This window comes from Cyclobacterium qasimii M12-11B, assembly GCF_000427295.1.
GTDB lineage: Bacteria > Bacteroidota > Bacteroidia > Cytophagales > Cyclobacteriaceae > Cyclobacterium > Cyclobacterium qasimii.
In genome coordinates this window covers 209,964-228,749 of the sequence record NZ_ATNM01000091.1, presented here as the reverse complement: position 1 = coordinate 228,749, position 18,786 = coordinate 209,964, and the positions used below count along the sequence as shown (strand labels likewise).

General features: G+C 39.9%; 11 protein-coding genes and 2 pseudogenes. 6 read left to right on the top strand and 7 right to left on the bottom strand.

The genetic code is table 11. The annotated features are described in order from the left end of the window. The first annotated feature begins 235 nt into the window (after nucleotides 1-235). Entirely contained in the window at nucleotides 236-1,231 is a 996-nt protein-coding gene (locus tag ADICYQ_RS09770; RefSeq protein ID WP_020888761.1) for an aldo/keto reductase, read from the top strand. Nucleotides 1,232-1,599: 368 nt separating this feature from the next. After that, nucleotides 1,600-2,034: a universal stress protein gene (locus ADICYQ_RS09765; RefSeq protein ID WP_040415444.1), complete on the top strand. Its 435-nt coding sequence runs from the start codon at nucleotides 1,600-1,602 to the stop codon at nucleotides 2,032-2,034. A 126-nt stretch (nucleotides 2,035-2,160) separates the two neighbouring features. Here the strand turns inward: ADICYQ_RS09765 and lpdA are convergent, their stop codons facing one another. From lpdA to ADICYQ_RS09725, 7 genes and pseudogenes are all read right to left on the bottom strand, one after another. Continuing rightward, nucleotides 2,161-3,558: a dihydrolipoyl dehydrogenase gene (gene lpdA / locus ADICYQ_RS09760; protein WP_020888759.1), complete on the bottom strand. Its 1,398-nt coding sequence runs from the start codon at nucleotides 3,556-3,558 to the stop codon at nucleotides 2,161-2,163. A gap of 62 nt (nucleotides 3,559-3,620) precedes the next feature. Further along, nucleotides 3,621-5,182 (bottom strand): annotated as a pseudogene (odhB, locus tag ADICYQ_RS09755) (2-oxoglutarate dehydrogenase complex dihydrolipoyllysine-residue succinyltransferase). A gap of 86 nt (nucleotides 5,183-5,268) precedes the next feature. Continuing rightward, nucleotides 5,269-8,060: pseudogene (locus tag ADICYQ_RS09750) on the bottom strand (2-oxoglutarate dehydrogenase E1 component). A 308-nt stretch (nucleotides 8,061-8,368) separates the two neighbouring features. Next, nucleotides 8,369-9,193, bottom strand: a complete 825-nt coding sequence (locus ADICYQ_RS09740) for a Rossmann-fold NAD(P)-binding domain-containing protein (RefSeq protein WP_020888754.1) — start codon at nucleotides 9,191-9,193, stop codon at nucleotides 8,369-8,371. Between the two features lie 392 nt (nucleotides 9,194-9,585). After that, entirely contained in the window at nucleotides 9,586-10,209 is a 624-nt protein-coding gene (locus ADICYQ_RS09735) for a sterol desaturase family protein (protein WP_020888753.1), read from the bottom strand. Nucleotides 10,210-10,356: 147 nt separating this feature from the next. Beyond that, nucleotides 10,357-11,499: an N-acetyl-alpha-D-glucosaminyl L-malate synthase BshA gene (gene bshA / locus ADICYQ_RS09730; protein WP_020888752.1), complete on the bottom strand. Its 1,143-nt coding sequence runs from the start codon at nucleotides 11,497-11,499 to the stop codon at nucleotides 10,357-10,359. A gap of 63 nt (nucleotides 11,500-11,562) precedes the next feature. Then, nucleotides 11,563-14,511 carry a serine hydrolase domain-containing protein gene (locus ADICYQ_RS09725; RefSeq protein ID WP_235114533.1) on the bottom strand — a complete coding sequence of 983 codons (2,949 nt, stop codon included), beginning with the start codon at nucleotides 14,509-14,511 and terminating at the stop codon, nucleotides 11,563-11,565. A gap of 273 nt (nucleotides 14,512-14,784) precedes the next feature. On the opposite strand from ADICYQ_RS09725, the gene ADICYQ_RS09720 reads away from it, so the two are divergent. Genes ADICYQ_RS09720 through ADICYQ_RS09705 form a run of 4 tightly spaced genes read left to right on the top strand, consistent with a single transcriptional unit; the run spans nucleotide 14,785 to nucleotide 18,786 of the window. Beyond that, complete coding sequence (locus ADICYQ_RS09720; protein WP_020888750.1) at nucleotides 14,785-15,201, top strand: hypothetical protein; 417 nt, start codon at nucleotides 14,785-14,787, stop codon at nucleotides 15,199-15,201. Continuing rightward, nucleotides 15,194-17,047 carry a DNA mismatch repair endonuclease MutL gene (mutL, locus tag ADICYQ_RS09715; protein ID WP_040415438.1) on the top strand — a complete coding sequence of 618 codons (1,854 nt, stop codon included), beginning with the start codon at nucleotides 15,194-15,196 and terminating at the stop codon, nucleotides 17,045-17,047. The genes ADICYQ_RS09720 and mutL overlap by 8 nt, the downstream gene beginning before the upstream one ends. A gap of 16 nt (nucleotides 17,048-17,063) precedes the next feature. After that, nucleotides 17,064-17,855 (top strand): rhomboid family intramembrane serine protease, encoded by a 792-nt coding sequence (locus ADICYQ_RS09710; protein ID WP_020888748.1) that lies wholly within the window; start codon nucleotides 17,064-17,066, stop codon nucleotides 17,853-17,855. Nucleotides 17,856-17,862: 7 nt separating this feature from the next. Next, on the top strand, nucleotides 17,863-18,786 hold the full coding sequence (locus ADICYQ_RS09705; protein WP_020888747.1) for a rhomboid family intramembrane serine protease: 924 nt from the start codon (nucleotides 17,863-17,865) through the stop codon (nucleotides 18,784-18,786).

Here is an 18,786-nt window from a genome sequence, read left to right as displayed (position 1 = left end):
CAAATTCCTATTCATTGTTAGCCGGTTAAGGTTACTTTTTCATTAAAGCCAGAATTAATTGAATGGTAAGGAATGTTTACAGTTCCAAAGTTGTTTATTTTGAAGCTGATGATTTTTTATAGAGGTAAGCCCAGGATACCACCCAAATTAACTTTAAAGCCAGCATTCATTTGTAAGTAGGCTGGAGTGCTTTTGACAGGCATTAATCATTAATAACTAACATATATTCATTTTTATGAAATACAGAAAACTAGGTAACACCGATCTTAAACTTTCAACTGTCACATTTGGTTCTTTTGCCATAGGTGGTTGGTTATGGGGAGGCACGGAACAGAATACAGCTGTTGAGGCTATCCAGGCTTCTTATGATTTGGGTGTAACCTCCATTGATACTGCGCCAATTTATGGGCAGGGCTTGAGTGAAGACATTGTTGGCCATGCGATAAAAGACCTCCCAAGGGATAAAGTACAAATTCTTACCAAGTTTGGCATGCGTTGGGACCTGGCAAAAGGCACATTGGTTTTTAATAGCAAAGATGGGAATGGGAAAGACATAGGCATTTATAAATATGCCGGGAAGGAAAGCATCATACAAGAGTGTGAAGATAGCTTGAAACGCTTGGGAACGGACTATATTGACCTTTACCAACTTCATTGGCCTGACGTTACCACGCCAATTGATGAAACGATGGAAGCGGTTGACGAGCTGATCAAGCAAGGGAAAGTTCGTTATGCAGGTGTATGCAATTACGATGCAAAGCAAATGGCGGCAGCAGAGAAATACATTAACCTGGCATCCAATCAGGTTCCTTACAGTATGGTTTTGCGTGATATCGAAGAAGAAATTGTTCCTTATAGCCTTGAAAATGGGAAAGGAATCCTGGCTTACAGCCCACTCGAAAGAGGGTTGTTAACTGGGAAGATGAAACCAGGGTATAAATTTGGTGAAGGGGATCAGCGCGCGACAAGGGCATTTTATAAAGATGAAAACCTTAAACGTACCAACGACTTTCTTGACAAAATCAAACCTATTGCCGATGAAAAAAGCATCACCTTGGCACAGCTGGTCATTTTATGGACACTTGAACAACCTGGCATTTCAATTACTTTGGTTGGAGCAAGGAATGCGGAACAAGCCATTCAAAATGCTAAATCTACTGATGCAAGTTTGACAAAGGAAGAAGTTGCAATAATAGATGGGCATTTGAGTCAATTGGAGTTGGTTCTATAATTGCTTCTTGAAGTATATTTAAATAGAGACAATAAAATTAATAAATGTACCTAACAATTGGGTTACAGTAAGTCGAAACATTGTTTCGGTTCATTGTAACCCAATTGTCGTTATTAGAACTCTCTCCATTAATAAATTTGGTAATGGGGTATGGTTTTTGATTTTTCATTTAGTCTTTCTTTGGTACTTCATTCTTTTCTTTATCTATTTCTATCAGAATAGGGGTGACTATTGAGCAAATCGTTATTTTTATGTATTTTGCCTATAGTTGTATGGACTTGTTATTGAGTTATATCCACGGGTTAATATCTAGCTGCCGAGGGTGTGAAGCATTGCCAAACCGTTATGGACTATTAAAATAAATTGAAATGAAAAATATCTTAGTTACAATCGATTTTGATCATAGTGAAGAACTATTAATTGATAAAGCAGTTCAAATGGCAGAAGCATTCGGTTCTAAATTATGGCTAATGCACATCGCCGCTCCAGATCCTGATTTTGTAGGTTACGATGTGGGACCTCAATACATAAGAGACAGTAGGGCAGAAGACCTTCGGCAAGAACACCGAAAACTGCAAAAATACAGTACAGCCCTTAAGGAAAAAGGAGTGGTTTCAGAAGGGTTGCTAGTACAAGGCGCAACGATTGAAATGATAATAGAAGAATCTAAAAAGTTGAATGTTGACCTAATTATGGCAGGACATCACCAGCATGGGTTCTTTTACAATGCATTTGTAGGAAGTGTGTCTGGCGAGATCATTAAAAAATCAAAAATACCAGTACTTATAGTCCCTTTTGCATAAATAGGTGTTAGGTAAATGCCACTTTTAGGACTGATTTTAGTGTTTTGAATACTTTCACTTATCAGTAACAATAAAAAAAGCCCTTTGACGTCAATCAAAGGGCTTGTGTAAGCGTGTTTGTGGTTTTTATGTATGTAAGGCTCTATTGGCAGTTGCTGCCAAACAAGCCTCTTTAAATGCCTCCGTATAGGTAGGGTGGGCATGTGACATCCTGGCGATGTCTTCTGCAGACGCACGGTATTCCATGGCTACAACCGCCTCAGCAATCATGTCAGCCGTACGAGGGCCGATCATATGTACCCCAAGGATCTCATCCGTTTCCGCATCAGCCAAAACTTTCACCAATCCATCTACATCTCCACTGGCACGGGCCCTGCCGGAAGCCATAAATGGAAATTTACCAGTTTTAAATTTCTTACCTTTTTCTTTGAGTTGTTCTTCAGTATAACCAACACTAGCCACTTCTGGCCAGGTGTAAACCACACCCGGTATCAGCAAGTAATTCACATGCGGTTTCTGTCCAGCTAAAGTTTCAGCTACAAATACGCCTTCTTCTTCAGCCTTATGTGCCAACATAGCACCTTTAATAACATCTCCTATAGCATAGATATTATCAGCAGAAGTCTTTAGGTGTTCATCTACTTCCACCTGACCTTTTTCGTTGATTTTAACGCCGGCTGCAGCTGCATTTAATCCGTCGGTATAAGGTTTTCTGCCAATGGAAACCAAGACATAATCTCCTTTGATTTTAACGGTTTCCTTTTTGCTGTTCTCTGCGGATACAGTGACTTCTTTCCCTTTTCTTTCTACAGCAGTTACTTTATGCTTAAGGTAAATTTCGAAGCCAAGTTTTTTAAGCGATTTTTGAAGTTCTTTGCCCATGGTTTTATCCATGGTAGGGATAAGTCCATCCATGTATTCAACTACGGATACTTTTGCTCCTAGTCTTGCATACACTGAACCTAACTCCAAGCCAATGACTCCTCCACCGATGATTACCAGATGCTTAGGGATTTCCTTTAGCTCAAGGGCCTCAGTGGAGGTGATTACGCGCTCTTTGTCCAAGGTGATGAAGGGTAAGCTTGTAGGTTTGGAACCTGTAGCAATGATTGTATTCTTTGCTTTTAATTCCTCCGTTTTGCCATCATCCTTAGTGACGATTATCGTGGTTTTATCTTTGAATGAACCGACTCCTTGATGAACATCGATTTTGTTTTTTTTCATCAGGTATTGAATACCTTCCACATTTTGATGGACTACTTCACGCTTTCTGGTAACCATCTGCTTGAAATTGACTTTCAATGCACTAAGGTCTATACCATGATTTTTAAAAGTATGGGCAGCATTGTGGTAATGTTCTGAAGAATCCAGAAGTGCTTTGGAAGGTATACAGCCAACATTTAGGCAAGTACCTCCTAGTGTTGGGTATTTTTCTATTATAGCGGTTTTCATGCCCAGTTGAGCAGCTCTAATTGCAGCTACGTAGCCTCCTGGTCCAGATCCGATTACGATTAGGTCATACATTATATATCATCTTTTAGAACCTCGCCTTTTTATTTTAAGGCAGGAAATATTTCAATTAAGTTTTAAATACCTAGCATTAATCTAGCTGGATCTTCAAGAAGCTCTTTCAAGCGAACAAGAAAGCTAACTGACTCTCTACCGTCAATGATTCTGTGGTCATAAGACAGAGCCAGGTACATCATTGGAAGAATCTTAACCTCTCCATTCACGGCCATTGGTCTGTCTACGATGTTGTGCATTCCCAGAATTGCTGCTTGAGGTGCATTGATAATAGGGGTAGACATCATGGAACCGAATATACCACCATTGGTTAAGGTAAATGTTCCTCCAGTCATCTCGTCTATGGATAATTTGCCATCACGGGCTTTAACAGCGAGACGAACAACCTCTTTCTCCACACCAGAGAAGGACAAGTTTTCGGCATTTCTGATTACAGGAACTACCAATCCTTTTGGAGAAGAAACAGCAATAGAAATGTCACAATAATCATGATAAATGATTTCGTTTCCGTCAATTTGAGCATTCACTGCCGGCCATTCTTCCAATGCAATACAAGCTGCTTTAGTAAAGAAAGACATAAAGCCAAGGTTGACTTCGTATCTGGCTTTAAACTTGTCTTTGTATTGTTTTCTGATATCCATTATTGGCTTCATGTTGACCTCATTGAAAGTGGTCAGCATGGCTGTTTCATTCTTTACAGAGACCAATCTTCTGGAGATGGTTTTTCTTAAAGAGGTCATTTTCTCTCTTCGTTCCCCACGTTCTCCTTTTACCGCAGTGTCTTTCACATCTGTAGCGGCAGGTTTAGAAGCACTTTTAGCCGCTGCTGGAGCTGCTGGTTTTGCTTTCTCTGCTTTTTCAGCATCTTCCTTGGTAATCCTTCCATCTTTCCCTGAACCTTTTACAGTTGCTGGGTCAACACCTTTTTCTGACAATATTTTACTTGCAGCTGGTGAGGCATGGCCTGTGGCATATGTTTCATTGCCAGTTGTTTTTTATCTTCAGTGGCGGTGCTTGCGGCATTTCCAGTAGCCCCATTTGATGCCTCAGGGGCGCCATCTGTTACTTCTATTTTGCAAATTAAGCCACCGATCTCCAACGTATCCCCTTCACCGGCAACTTGCCTTAAGATTCCAGAAGCTTCAGCAGGCAATTCAAAAGTTGCTTTGTCAGAATCTACTTCCGCAATTATTTCATCCAATTCCACATAATCTCCATCGGATTTGATCCAGGAAGCCAAAGTGACCTCAGTAATGGATTCACCTACTGCAGGGACATGCATTTCCTTAACTTCACCGGTACTTTTAGAAGGTGCAGGGCTACTTGCTGTACTCGTTTGTTCCTCCGCAGCAACTACGGCTGTGGCTTGAGAAGCTTCTTGCTCTTTTCCCTCAGTGTCTATTTCACAAATGACTGCTCCAATTTCGAGCGTGTCTCCCTCATCAGCCTTGGTATAAAGCACTCCTGACGATTCTGCCGTAAGCTCAAAAGTAGCTTTGTCGGATTCCAGTTCACAAATGACTTCATCCATTTCTACAAATTCACCATCTTTTTTAAACCATTGACCTATGGTTACTTCGGTGATGGATTCTCCTACTGCAGGGACTTTGATTACTATACTCATCGGTTATTTGATTTTTCCCGGGTTTTAAAAGACTTCCGGGCGACAATTTCAAAATTTAATGTATAAATGATAAAAGAAATGGGAAATTAAGGATTTATTTTCAAAGCTTTTTCCAAAATTTGCTTTTGTTCTGCCAAATGTACCTTATGGTATCCTGTTGCTGGCGAAGCACTTGGTTTTCTTGCAATGACATCCATGGCCAAATCCTTATAGAGATTCCTCACTATAAATGCCCAATAGCCCATATTCTCAGGCTCTTCTTGAAGCCAAACTGTCTCGATATCTTTTTTATAAGCCTTAATTGCTTTAAGAATTTGATTTTTAGGTAGCGGGTGAAGTTGTTCCACACGGATGATGGCAACGTCTTCAACTTTCTCCTTTTCTCTCATTTCGATGAGTTCATAATAGATTTTACCGGAGCAAAGAACCACTCTGTTTACCTTTTAGGGTTTGTGGTCTCATCTAACAAAATCTCTCTAAAATTACCACTTGTGAATTCACTTAAAGGTGACATAACCTTTGGGTGACGAAGCAATGATTTTGGTGACATTACGATGCACGGCTTTCTGAAATTCCATGTCAACTGACGTCTCAATAGGTGAAAGAAATTTGATGGTTCAGTGATATTGGCTACAATAATATTGTATTCAGCAGCCAACTGAAGAAATCTTTCTGGTCTTGCATTGGAGTGCTCTGGTCCCTGACCTTCGTAGCCATGAGGTAAAAGCATCACCAAACCATTCATCTTTTGCCATTTCGATTCACCTGAGGTGATGAATTGGTCAATCATGGTTTGTGCTCCATTTGCAAAGTCTCCAAATTGAGCCTCCCAAATATTTAGCGCATTTGGGTTGGCCATTGAATAACCATATTCAAAGCCCAATACCGCATACTCGGATAAAAGGGAATTGTAGATATAGAATTTACCTTTACTGTCCTTTAATTCTTTTAAGGAGTCATAAGGCTTGTTGGTATTCGCATCATGAACGACTGCATGTCGGTGAGAAAAAGTCCCACGCTCACAATCCTGACCAGTCATTCTTACCGTTTTACCGTCAAGTAATAAAGAACCATAAGCCAAAAGCTCTGCAGCAGCCCAGTTGAGTGATTTGCTTTGGAAGAACATATCTTTCCTCTGCTTAAGCTGCGCTTCAATTTGCTTGATCGGTTTAAATCCTTTTGGAAGTATGGTCAAAGCTTCTGCCACTTTTTCAATGGCTTCAGTAGTTATTGCGGTGGCTGGAGATTTTTCAAAATCTTCAGGTTTGGAATAATCCAATGCTTTCCAGGCCATTTCGAAAGGTGAAATAGTGTAAGGAAGAGGCTTCACTTTTACCATCGCAAGCCTGTCTTGTAGCAATTGACGGAATTCTTTGTCCATTTGCTTGGCAAGCTTGGCATCTACCTGACCTCTGTCGAGAAGCGTTTTATTGTAAATTTCTCGTGGGTTGGGATGTTTAGAGATGATATTGTACAGTTCCGGTTGGGTAAACTTAGGCTCATCAGACTCATTGTGGCCATGCCTTCTGTAGCATACCATGTCTATGAATATGTCCTGATTGAACTTTTGACGGAATTCGACAGCGATTTTGGCTGCAAATACTACCGCTTCCGGATCGTCTCCATTCACGTGAATGACAGGCGCATCAATTATCTTAGCCACATCAGTACAATAGATGGAGCTTCTGGCATCGTCAAAATCTGTGGTAAAACCTACCTGATTATTGATTACAAAATGGATGGTTCCTCCGGTATTGTAGCCTTTTAGATTGGCCATCTGAGTGACTTCGTATACTATTCCCTGTCCGGCAACAGCAGCATCTCCATGAATAAGAACTGGGATTACCTTGTCCTCATCTCCTTTATAGTGGTCGTCTATTTTAGCCCTAACAAAACCTTCTACTACAGGATTTACCGCCTCTAGGTGGGAAGGATTGGGAGCTAATTTTAAAATCATTAGTTTACCATTCCTTGTAGGTACTTCAGAAGAGAAACCCATATGGTATTTTACATCACCATCTCCCATGGTAAGGTCTGGCGTGGCAGTGCCTTCAAATTCAGAGAAAATCTGTTCGTAAGTCTTGCCCATAACGTTGGCCAAAACATTTAACCTACCTCTGTGCGCCATTCCGATCATCATCTCTTCAACGCCCAGGTCTGATGCTTTATTGATCAGTGCATCCAGGAAAGGGATGGTGCTTTCTCCGCCTTCTAATGAAAACCTTTTTTGCCCAATGTATTTGGTATGTAAAAAGTTTTCAAAAACTACTGCTTCATTTAATTTGAATAGAATATTTTTTTTGTCCTCTAATGGTGGGTTGAATTCAAGTGATTCTTTTTCAACCATGATTCTAAACCAATCCAGCATTTCAGGATCTCTTATGTACATGTACTCAAAGCCCATGGAGCCTTCGTATATGATCTTAAGGGAATCAATTATTTTGGATAATTTGGCATCGCCTACTCCAATTTCATTTCCTGCTTGAAATACGGTGTCCAAGTCCGATTTCTCTAAGCCAAAATCGTTCAAGTCCAATAAGGCATGTCGATCTCTTCTTTCTCTTACCGGATTGGTCGTGGACCTGAGGTGACCTCTGGTCCTATAGGCATGGATTAATGCCCTCACCTTAATTTCCTTAGGCAAGTGTTCCATGTTCATGATGGTGCCCTTTGTTGCCAGGTTACCATTCAATGGCTGGGGTGCACTTGTGGCAGCTCCTCTGCTTTCTTCCTCGCCAAATTTGTTTATGGCAAAATCGAATCCATCAAAAAAAGCCTTCCAACTGCTGTCTATCGCTTCGGGGTCTTTTTTATAGTCCTCATATAACTCATCAATGTAAGCTACATGGGCATTGGAAATATAAGAGTATTTATCCATGAGGTTATTTATATATTGCGCAGCAAAATTAGGTTAATAAGTTATTTAATAAAAACCGCTTATTCGGATTAACGAATATGGCTGATTATCAGCACTAATTAAATTTAGCGACCATATAATAGTACGCCATTTTTTTAAAGAAAAAATTAAATTCGTAACCATAGGGTTTTTTAAAAGTTGCTTTGGAATTGCTATGCCATATTTCAGGCGAATTGAGAAAAGTTTTTTCTTTTTTATAGGATCAATTTTCAGGATGGACTGATATTGAGAAATTTCGGTATAAAAAACCGGGTTTTGATTCAATGAGCTCAAGGTTTTGACTCAGAATAGGTGAAGCTGAGCGGGTTGTCATGAATAAATTGAAAATTGGTTTTACACCATTTCTCCGACGAAATTTCTTTCCAGGTTTGTGAGCCTTCAGTTGCGTAAGTTGCTGGTGGAGGAAAACCTACATCAGCAGCGTTTTTTTCAAAGACTTCCCTTTTGATAGGATGCTCAGGTGAAACAATATTATAGGTTTCATTCCATAGGTTGTGTTCAACAAGCCAAAGGATCGATTTTACGGCATCCTGCCGATGTATATAATTCACTGGAACATCGCCAGAAACGTTCTCTTTACCAGAGAAATATTTCCCAGGAATCCGATCATCTCCTAATAAGCCACCAAAACGTACAATGGTTAAATCGTATGTTTTGTCCTTCTGTAAAATTTGCTCAGCATTAAATAGGGCCTGGTTACCAGTATTGTTTAAATCTAGAGTGTCTGATTCTTTAGCTACTTGATTATTTGTAGGATAAACGGATGTGGCACTGATGTATATGATCTTCTTAATGCCATGCTCCATGGCCAAAGCCTTGATGATTTCTATTTGCCTTGGATGGTGTCCTGAAGGCTTTGTCCGGGTAGAAGGAGGGATGTTGATAAATAAAATATCGGTATCAAAAATGTTCTTAGGTGCTGGACCGGATAACTCAGGCGTTAAATTGAGCACTTCACAAACAATACCTTGTTGCTCCAAAGAGTGCTTTTTTCCAAGGCTGGTAGTCGTTCCTTTTACATTTACGCCTATTTGTTGAAAGGCTTCAGCAAGTGGAATTCCCAACCATCCCAGTCCTATAATGCTTATGGTCATTTGATCCTTTTACTATTTAAATAACAAAATCTATTAAGAGCTATTATCAAAACTACAAATCGATTTGAAATCATTTGGATTAGGAACAATTCTCTTTCAAGAATTTATAGTACTATAGGCCAGCAAACAGCTTTAATTGCTCCTTACCAAGCCTGGGTCAAATTTGCCAGGAAAATGGACCAAGTCCATTGGATTGGTTTTGAGTGGATTTAAATTTAAAGAGCGTTCTTAATTTCAGCAAGGGCCACCTCTTCACAAGAACCAAATTTCATCTTTTCAATTGTTCCTTCTAATTGACTAAAAAAGTCAACTAAATCGAAAAACCTGACATTGATATTTAACGCTATTTGAATTTCGAAAAGTTAGAGGAGGCCAAAATTAATTTTGGCCCATTATTTTTTAGGGAAAGTGCCAAACACATGATCCCATAAAGTTGTGCTAACTCCAAATGCAACATCAGGATCTTTATAATGGTGAATCGCATGATTTACCCATAAGACTTTGAAAAAGTTTTTGGGCGGTTGGAAAGCATGAACGATATAATGCACACCAAGATATGAAGAATAGCCTACTAGGAATCCAGGTAGAAAGTACCAAGAAAGATCTCCCAATAAAAAGTTGAATAGGAAATATAGGATTACTGCATAAAGCCCAGAAATAAACGGAGGCATTGCCAACCTGTCTTTATCTCTAGGATAATCATGGTGTACACCATGGACATTGTATTGAAGTTTATCCTTAAATTTTGTATCAGGAATCATATGATATAGATACCTATGAAGAAGGTATTCTACTAAAGTGAAAACAATATATCCTCCAAAAAACAAAGATATTGCTTCCAAGAAAGGTATAGTCGTGGTCGAAATTCCCATATAAAACGAATAAAGCCCTACACCTAAAAACAAGGCGATTGGTATACTTATATGCGTTCTGCTCATTCGCTCCAAAACTGGGTTTGTGAACAGTTGGGCTGATCCACTATTGTCGGGCCGATCCAATCTTCCAATTTTCTTCATTACAGGGTTGTGGTTTTATCCAACATTTTAATCAATTATAGTGCCTAATTTACGAAAAAGTAAGGCGGAATTAATGTATTTGCTTTTTTAACGTAACTACTATGGTAAGTAGTTTCATTTTATCAATAAAATAAAAACTGTTTTTCATCAATCTTTTAAGGCTGAGTAAACCTTTTCTATTGTTTTTTGATAAAATGCTTCATAAAGAGGCAGTATGGCAGTAACATCAAATAATTTTGCGCGGGCCAAGGCGTTTTTCTTGAAATTTGCTAAGTTTTCATCTGCAAGGATAAATTTAGCTTTTTCTGTCATGGTGGCGATGTCGCCAATTTCACATAAAAAACCAGTTTCTCCTTCGATATTTAACTCAGGGATTCCCCCTACATTACTAGTCAGTAGTGGTACTTCACAAGCCATGGCTTCAAGAGCCGCTAAGCCAAAGCTCTCCTTCTCAGAAGGCATAAGGAATAGATCCGCGACAGACAATACCTCTTCGACGGCCTCAAGTTTCCCGAGAAACCGAACATCTTCGCAGGTTCCTAATTCCCTACAAAGCCGTTCCATTTTATCTCTTTCAGGACCGTCACCTACTAGCAGTAGTTTTGAAGGAATGGTTTTTCTAACCTCATAAAAAACCTTTATTACATCTTGCACACGTTTTACCTTCCTGAAGTTAGAGGTGTGGACCATCAACTTTTCATCATTTGGGCAGATGGCTTTTTTAAAGTGATCCTTTTTCTGTCTTTTGAACCGATTAAGGTCTATAAAATTCGGGATTACTTCAATATGGTTGTCTACATCAAAATGCATTAAGGTCGCTTTTTTCAGATCTTCAGAAACAGCCGTTACACCATCAGATTCATTGATACTGAAGGTTACCACAGGTTCATAACTAGGATCTTTCCCTACCAGGGTAATGTCCGTTCCGTGGAGCGTAGTTACTACCGGAATGACTATCCCCTGTTTTTTCAATATCTGTTTGGCCATATAGGCAGCAGAAGCATGAGGTATTGCGTAATGGACATGTAAAAGATCCAGGTCTTCATATTTGACCACGTTTACCATCTTGCTAGCCAATGCTAGTTCATAAGGAGCGTGCTCAAAAAGCGGATAACTTTTAATGTCTACTTCGTGGTAATATAAATTTTCACTGAAAAAATCCAGTCGTGTGGGTTGACTATAGGTTATAAAATGAATTTGATGACCTTTAGCGGCAAGGGCCTTGCCTAATTCAGTAGCAACTACACCACTACCACCAAAGGTGGGGTAACATACTATCCCGATTTTCATTTTAAATTTATTAGATGAGATTTTAATATCAGAAACTTAAACACCACTTAAGTAGATTTTTGTTCACTTATCAGCTAAAAGAAATCTATTTTTTATTGCTCTGTACATGATGTCTTGAATGTCAGAACGAACATTGTCTCGTAAAAGTTGGTTGTTTCCTGCATTTGGGTGTACCCGATTGGAAAGAAAAATATAAATTAACTGTTGTTCGGGGTCGGCCCAGGCTGCAGTTCCTGTAAACCCAGTGTGGCCAAATGTTGACATAGAGGTAAGATTACCAGTAGGGCCTCTGTCTTTTTTTGGGTCTGGCTTGTCCCAGCCTAAGCCTCTTCTGCTCTGAAAAGATTGCTTGCTTGTGAATTTTTCTATTGTGGCTTTATCGATCAACTCTTCTGTACCATATTTCCCGTTTTGCAACATCATCTGCATTAATTTTGCTAAATCATTGGCATTACCAAATAGACCTGCGTGGCCAGCTACTCCTCCGTAAAGTGCAGCACCTGGGTCATGGACATATCCCTGAACGATGGTTTTCCTGAATATATGATCATCTTCAGTAGGAGCAATTTGATCCTGACTGAATCTTTGCAAAGGGAGGTATCCAAATCGATACATTCCCAAAGGTGCATAAAATTGCTGCTCCAAAAATTCATTCATAGGTTGGTTTACCAATGTTTCAACCAATCGATGCAGCAAATACATGCCAACATCTGAGTACTTGTAACTGTATTTGCTGCTCTTAGTGCCACTGTATCTCAAGTTAGAAGCGACGGTCCATTTCCAAACGCTGTCTGGAAGTGACTTATTTCCATAAATTCCATCGGCTATTTCTAGGGAATAGTTTTCGTTCTTTTGGTGACTGTAATACTCAGGCTTCCAGTTTGTTCCTTCAAGGGTGTTGTTAAAGTGAGGTATGTATGGGATCAGTCCCGCTTCATGTGTCAGTATGTTGCGAATCGTAATGTCTCCTTTGTTGGTCCCTTCCAATTCCGGCAGGTATTGCTTCAGTTGATCATCAAGAGCAATCATGCCCCTGCTATTCAAAAACATAATGGCCTGGGTGGTTGCCATTACTTTGGTAAGGGAAGCAAGGTCATATAATGTTTTATCGGTTACAGCCTGTTGATGGGTATAGTCATAATGGCCATACGTCTTTTCAAAAATCACAGCCCCATTTTTTGCAATAAGGATAGATCCACCCGGCGTTGCTTTGTGCGCAATTGCCTTCTCCATCAGGCCGTCAATTTTCATTAACTCTCTACTGTCCATACCTTGCGCTTCTGGAGTAGAATAGGCCAGCCTATGTAAAGTTTCGGTCTCGATACCATGGCCTTCTGCCCAGGCTTGTTGTAGGCTAATGGGGAGTTTTCCGGTGCCTTCTCTTCCACCGAAAATGACTTGTGGAGCAAGGCTTTCTGTGAAATCATTTTCTTCGTAAGCGATAATCAGGTTTTCCTGATCCTTAAACTTACTTGCAGAATAAGCATTTCCAAAAACGACAGTTATCACTTTGTGATTTTCTTGTAATCGCTTGATAAAAGCTATTTCCTCATTTTTTAATCCAAAATTCCGTCTAGAATTATTGGTCATTCCCATTACTCCCACAACGATGGTGCTGAATTCTTCCAGGTTTTTTTCCATTGCCTGGAAATTGTTCTGGTTGCTGTTTGGTCTTAGGGTGAAATGTTCAAATTCGGCATATTTACCGAGAAAGTCTTTAAAGGTTTCCCCTTTTCTACCAAGTGTGAGGGATGCCATTTTCTCCAATTCCAGGTGTTTTACTGGGATCAATTGGTTTTCATTCGTTACCACCGTCAGAGATGAGGCGTACATTTGTTCAATCAGCGCTTTGGTGCCAAAATTGGAAAGGCGTTCAACAAGTTTGTGTGTGTCCACTTGTTGCTTTTTATGTAATCCTGCCCAATATTTTGCATTCAGAATTTTTCTAACCCTTTGGTCAATTTCTTCCTGGCTGATCCTTCCTTCTTCCACAGCTTGCAAAATCAGCGTCTTGGACTTGGGGACATCTTCTGCGTACAATAAGACATCATTGCCAGCGAGTAAAGCCATGAGCTCTACTTCTCCAGGTTTATAAAGGCTGCTGACACCTTTCATATTGAGGGCATCGGTAAAAATAAGCCCCTTAAAGTTCATTTCTTCTTTTAGCAATTGAGTGACCACCTTTGGTGACAATGTGGTGGGGAGGTTGGGTTCACTTCCTAAACTCGGGATGTGCAGGTGGGCAACCATGATGCTCATCAACCCCTCATTAATCAGTTCTCGGTAGGGATACAAATCCACATCCACAATTCTCGCTTTGCTATTATTGATGACAGGGGTGGTATAATGCGAATCTGAATCGGTGTCGCCATGTCCAGGGAAATGTTTGGCGTTTGCCAGGATACCATTGTCCTGCATTCCACGCATATAAGCAAGGGATTTATTGCTCACCAATTGCTTTTTCTCTCCAAAGGAGCGGTAACCTATCACTGGGTTCTCTGGATTAGAGTTTACATCCACAACAGGAGCGAAATTGATATGCATCCCAATTTCTTTAAATTGACGGGCAATCTCTTTTCCCATTTGGTAGACTAAGGCATCATTTTTTGCTGCGCCCAAGGTCATTTGTTTTGGGAAATTCAGCACACTATCCAATCGCATGCCGATGCCCCATTCTGCGTCCATAGCTATGAAGAGAGGGGTTTTGGAGATGGATTGATAATGGTTGGTAAGGTGTGCTTGTCTGACCGGTCCACCCTGGAAAAATATGATTCCACCAAGGTTTTCATCCTGAATCAGTTTTGAAATATTGTTGACATGCGCTTGTCCTTTATTTGAATAGGCTGCCACCATAAAAAGCTGTCCCAGCCGTTCTTCAAAGGTGAGGCTATTAAAAACACTGTCTACCCAATGGTGCTGTGCTGCTGAATTTTCACTAATCAATGGGTCTCTTGGTTCAGAGACGTCGTGACCTGATACCAATCCTATCAAAAGAAGGCAACAGAAAAACATTGCGTAAACTTTTTGCCACATGGGGGTGTTAAAATTTTATTGGTAATAATTTAAGAATAACTTTGTGTTAATCACACAGTGTTTGATTCAAACTTACATAAATTCCCTACTTCTACCTATGTAAAAGTGATGAATAGGAGTAATTTTATATAAAACATTAGTTAGATAGTTAAGGTTTCAGTTGGTTTTGTTGTCTTTATGGTGTTATCGAAGAAAACCAAAGGACCTGCTTGTTGAATTTGACAATGATATAGCAATTAAAAATCAGACAAAATGAATTTCCCATCCATATTTAGAATAAATCGGCCAAGTAGGTTTAATATCAACCCAAGGCATTACGATCCGGTAAAGGAAGAGATAAAAGGCAGGACGGAAATGATCAAGAGGGATTTGGAGAGGAGTGGCGTGCTTACCCCTGAAGAGGAAGCACTGCTGGAGAAAAGGATTTCGGGAAACCATTCAAGTATCCGAGGCGCATTCACCAGTGGAAGCCCAATCAAAAAACAACCTACCAAGATCATGGAGAGAACCGGATTGATCCGGATGATAATAGTGGTATTACTGGTCGGAGGCTTTGGTTCTTACATTTACCTTGGCCCAGTGGTTGTGTATTATATCCTTTATTTGGCTGTTGCCGGAGGGTTATTATTTGCCTTCTTTAGGCTAAAACCGCGAAAGAAAAATGAATGATTTGATTCATCTGTTGCCGGATGCCATCGCCAACCAAATAGCGGCTGGTGAAGTAGTGCAAAGACCGGCTTCAGCCTTGAAAGAGCTTTTGGAAAATGCCATTGATGCACATGCTGAATCCATTCAGGTAGTGATTAAAGATGGTGGAAAATCACTTATTCAGGTAATAGATGATGGCCTGGGCATGTCGATTACAGATGCCCGGATGTGTTTTGAAAGACATGCAACCTCCAAAATCAGAAAGTCCGATGATCTTTTTAATATCAGGACTCACGGGTTTAGGGGAGAGGCGATGGCCTCTATTGCGGCGGTATCACAGGTGGAGTTAAAGACCAAACGAGACGAAGATGAATTGGGAACCCTTATTCATATAGAAAGTTCGACGGTCAAAAAACAAGAACCTATTGTATACCAGAGAGGAACGTCTGTTTCTGTTAAGAATTTGTTTTGCAATGTCCCCGCCAGGAGGAATTTTCTTAAATCCAATGCCGTAGAAACCAAACACTTGGTAGAAGAATTTCAGCGGGTGGCTTTGGCTTACCCGGAGGTATCGTTTTCGTTTTATCAAAACGACATGGAGCTCTTTAAACTAGCTGGCGGGAAATTAAGTAAAAGGATTGTAGGGATTTTCGGCAAACAATATAGGGACAAGCTTATCATTTGTCAGGAAGAATCTCCCCATATTAATATTCACGGATATATCGGAAAGCCTGAGCAAGCGAAAAAATCCCGAGGAGACCAATATTTCTTTGTAAATAACCGCTATATAAAGAGCAATTACCTGGGTCATGCGGTCAGTACGGCTTTTGAGTCTTTGATTGGGCATGACCATCATCCCTTTTATGTGCTTTTCCTGGAAATTGACCCCAAGCATATAGATATAAATGTGCATCCTACAAAAACGGAAATAAAATTTGATGACGAAAGAACCATATATGGCGTAGTAAGGGCTGCTGTAAAACAAGCCTTAGGAGCGCACCATGTGGTTCCCACCATAGATTTCAGCTTGGATGTAAACTTCACAGATAACTGGAGTCGTGATACTGAAAAACGAAAAGAGGTAGGCTTGGAGAACAATTACAGGACCTATAGAGGGCCGAGTCTCGCCAATAAGGATGTCAAGGGCTGGGAACAGCTATTTCAAAACGACCATGAAGATCGGGCTATAAATTTTGATCCCGAAAAAGAAAGTTCTGGTCAGCAAGAGCTCAAAACTTTCTCAAGTAAAGTTAATAGCAAGGAAGAGTCTCCTACAAATGACATTAGCAAGCCTTCCATTGGAACGGGAAACACCTTTCAGGTGGATAATGCTTATATCATTACCCAAACATCCTCAGGTCTGCTTATCTTTGACCAGCAAGCGACACATCAGAGAATCTTGTATGAACGTTATGCCAATCAACTGGATCAGTCAAAAGGGGCTTCTCAGCAATGTCTCTTTCCACAAAATATCAGGCTAAGTCCTGCGGATTTTTCTTTGGTTATGGACCTTAAAGAAGAGCTTAATGACTTGGGTTTTCAATTGACAGAGTTTGGGCAGCATGCTATTCTTATCAATGGTGTACCAGCTGATATACATATTACCAGTGAAAAAATATTGTTTGAAGAATTGTTGGAGCAGTTCAAACATTTTAAAAATGAACTTTCCCTAAATAGGAAAGAGAACCTCGCCAGGTCTTTGGCTAAAAAGACCTCCATTAAAAGAGGTGACAAGCTCCAAAGCCAGGAAATGGAAAATCTGGCAGGCCAATTGTTTGCCTGTCAAAATCCAAATTATAGTCCTGAAGGGAACAAAACCTTTATCAAATTGGATTTAAATAAAATCGATCGCTTTTTTTATTCCTGAACCAAAATAAGAACTTATGTTTAGAGCCCTTACTCCCATTGTGAAAAACCTATTACTGATCACGGTGGGCATGCATGTAATAGCTTCCTTTTTTCTTCCCCAATTGAAAGGCCTTTTTGCCTTGTATTATATAGAAAGCAGGTATTTTATGCCTTTTCAATTTGTCACCTACATGTTTATGCATGCAAATTTTTGGCATTTATTGAGCAATATGTTTGGGCTATTTGTATTTGGACCTTTACTAGAACAGTTCCTTGGCCCTAAAAAAATACTCATCTTATGGATGGTCTGCGGTGTTGGTTCCGGTGTGTTGTATTCCGGATACACTGCCTATAATATGGGGAAATTGAATGATAAAATTGAAGCGTTTACGGCAAATCCAGACCCTGAAGAATTCAATCGCTTTGTTTCAAGCAATAGCCATCTTTTCAATGCAGGGATTTATGAATTTATAGATGAATACAGCCGTGATGCTGACAATCCTGAGTTGCAGGATAGGGCAAAAAGGAATATGTTAGGGGTTAGAGATATACAAGCCGATATCCCAATGGTAGGCGCTTCCGGGGCCTTGTTCGGTGTCTTGATCGCTTTTGGGATGCTGTTTCCCAATACGCAGTTGTTTTTGCTATTCCCACCAATACCCATAAGAGCAAAATACCTTGTGTTGTTCTATGGACTATACACAGTTTATAATATATTTGTATCCAATCCCACAGACAATGTCGCTCATTTTGCCCACCTATCTGGATTATTGATAGGAGCTGTTTTAGTGACTTATTGGAAAAAGGATAGACAAAATTTTTATTAGAAAAAATATGTACGGAGGGTTTTGGTACCATATAAGACATGCATTTGACCATAAAGACAATGGTCTTTACAAGATTATAGCGATTAATTTACTGGCTTTCTTGGTATTAATGGTGCTTAGGGTGTTTTTGACTATAGGTGGGTCAGAAGCTACTTATAGCTCCATCATTTCCTTTTTCATGATGCCTGCTTCAGTCTCTCAGTTTCTTATGCAGCCTTGGGCCATCATAAGTTACATGTTTCTGCACGAAGGCTTTTTTCATATTATATTTAATATGTTGTTTCTCTATTGGTTCGGGTTATTGGTTCAGGAATACCTTGGCAGTAGGAAACTAGTTAATTTGTACATCCTTGGCGGAATCGCTGGAGGATTACTATATGTGATCATTTATAATATTGCGCCCTATTTTAGTGATAAAGTAGATGGTGCTTTAATGCTTGGGGCAAGTGCTGGAGTATATGCCATCGTGGTGGCAGCAGCTACGCTCCGTCCTGATACTCAATTTCAATTGCTTCTAATCGGTGCAGTTAAAATCAAATACATCGCCATTTTCTATGTTTTGGTAGCCTTTGCAAATTCAGCTGGGGCCAATGCTGGTGGTGAGCTGGCGCATTTAGGAGGAGCCGCTATGGGTTTTATTTACATCCTTCAATTGAATAAAGGCGTGGATTTGGGTAAACCTGTACAAACTGTTGGGCTGTTTTTTGAGAAATTATTTTCACAAAAGCCTAATGTAAAGGTTACCTACCGACGTGATGGTGAATCTACCAGGAAAAAAACGACGAAAAGTGACTCAACTACTGCGTCAACAAGTAGAAGTACCCAGGAAGAAATTGACCGCATTCTGGATAAAATTGCAGATAAGGGCTATGATAACCTTTCTAAAGAAGAAAAACGAAAATTATTTGACTTCAGCAATAAAGACGCTTGA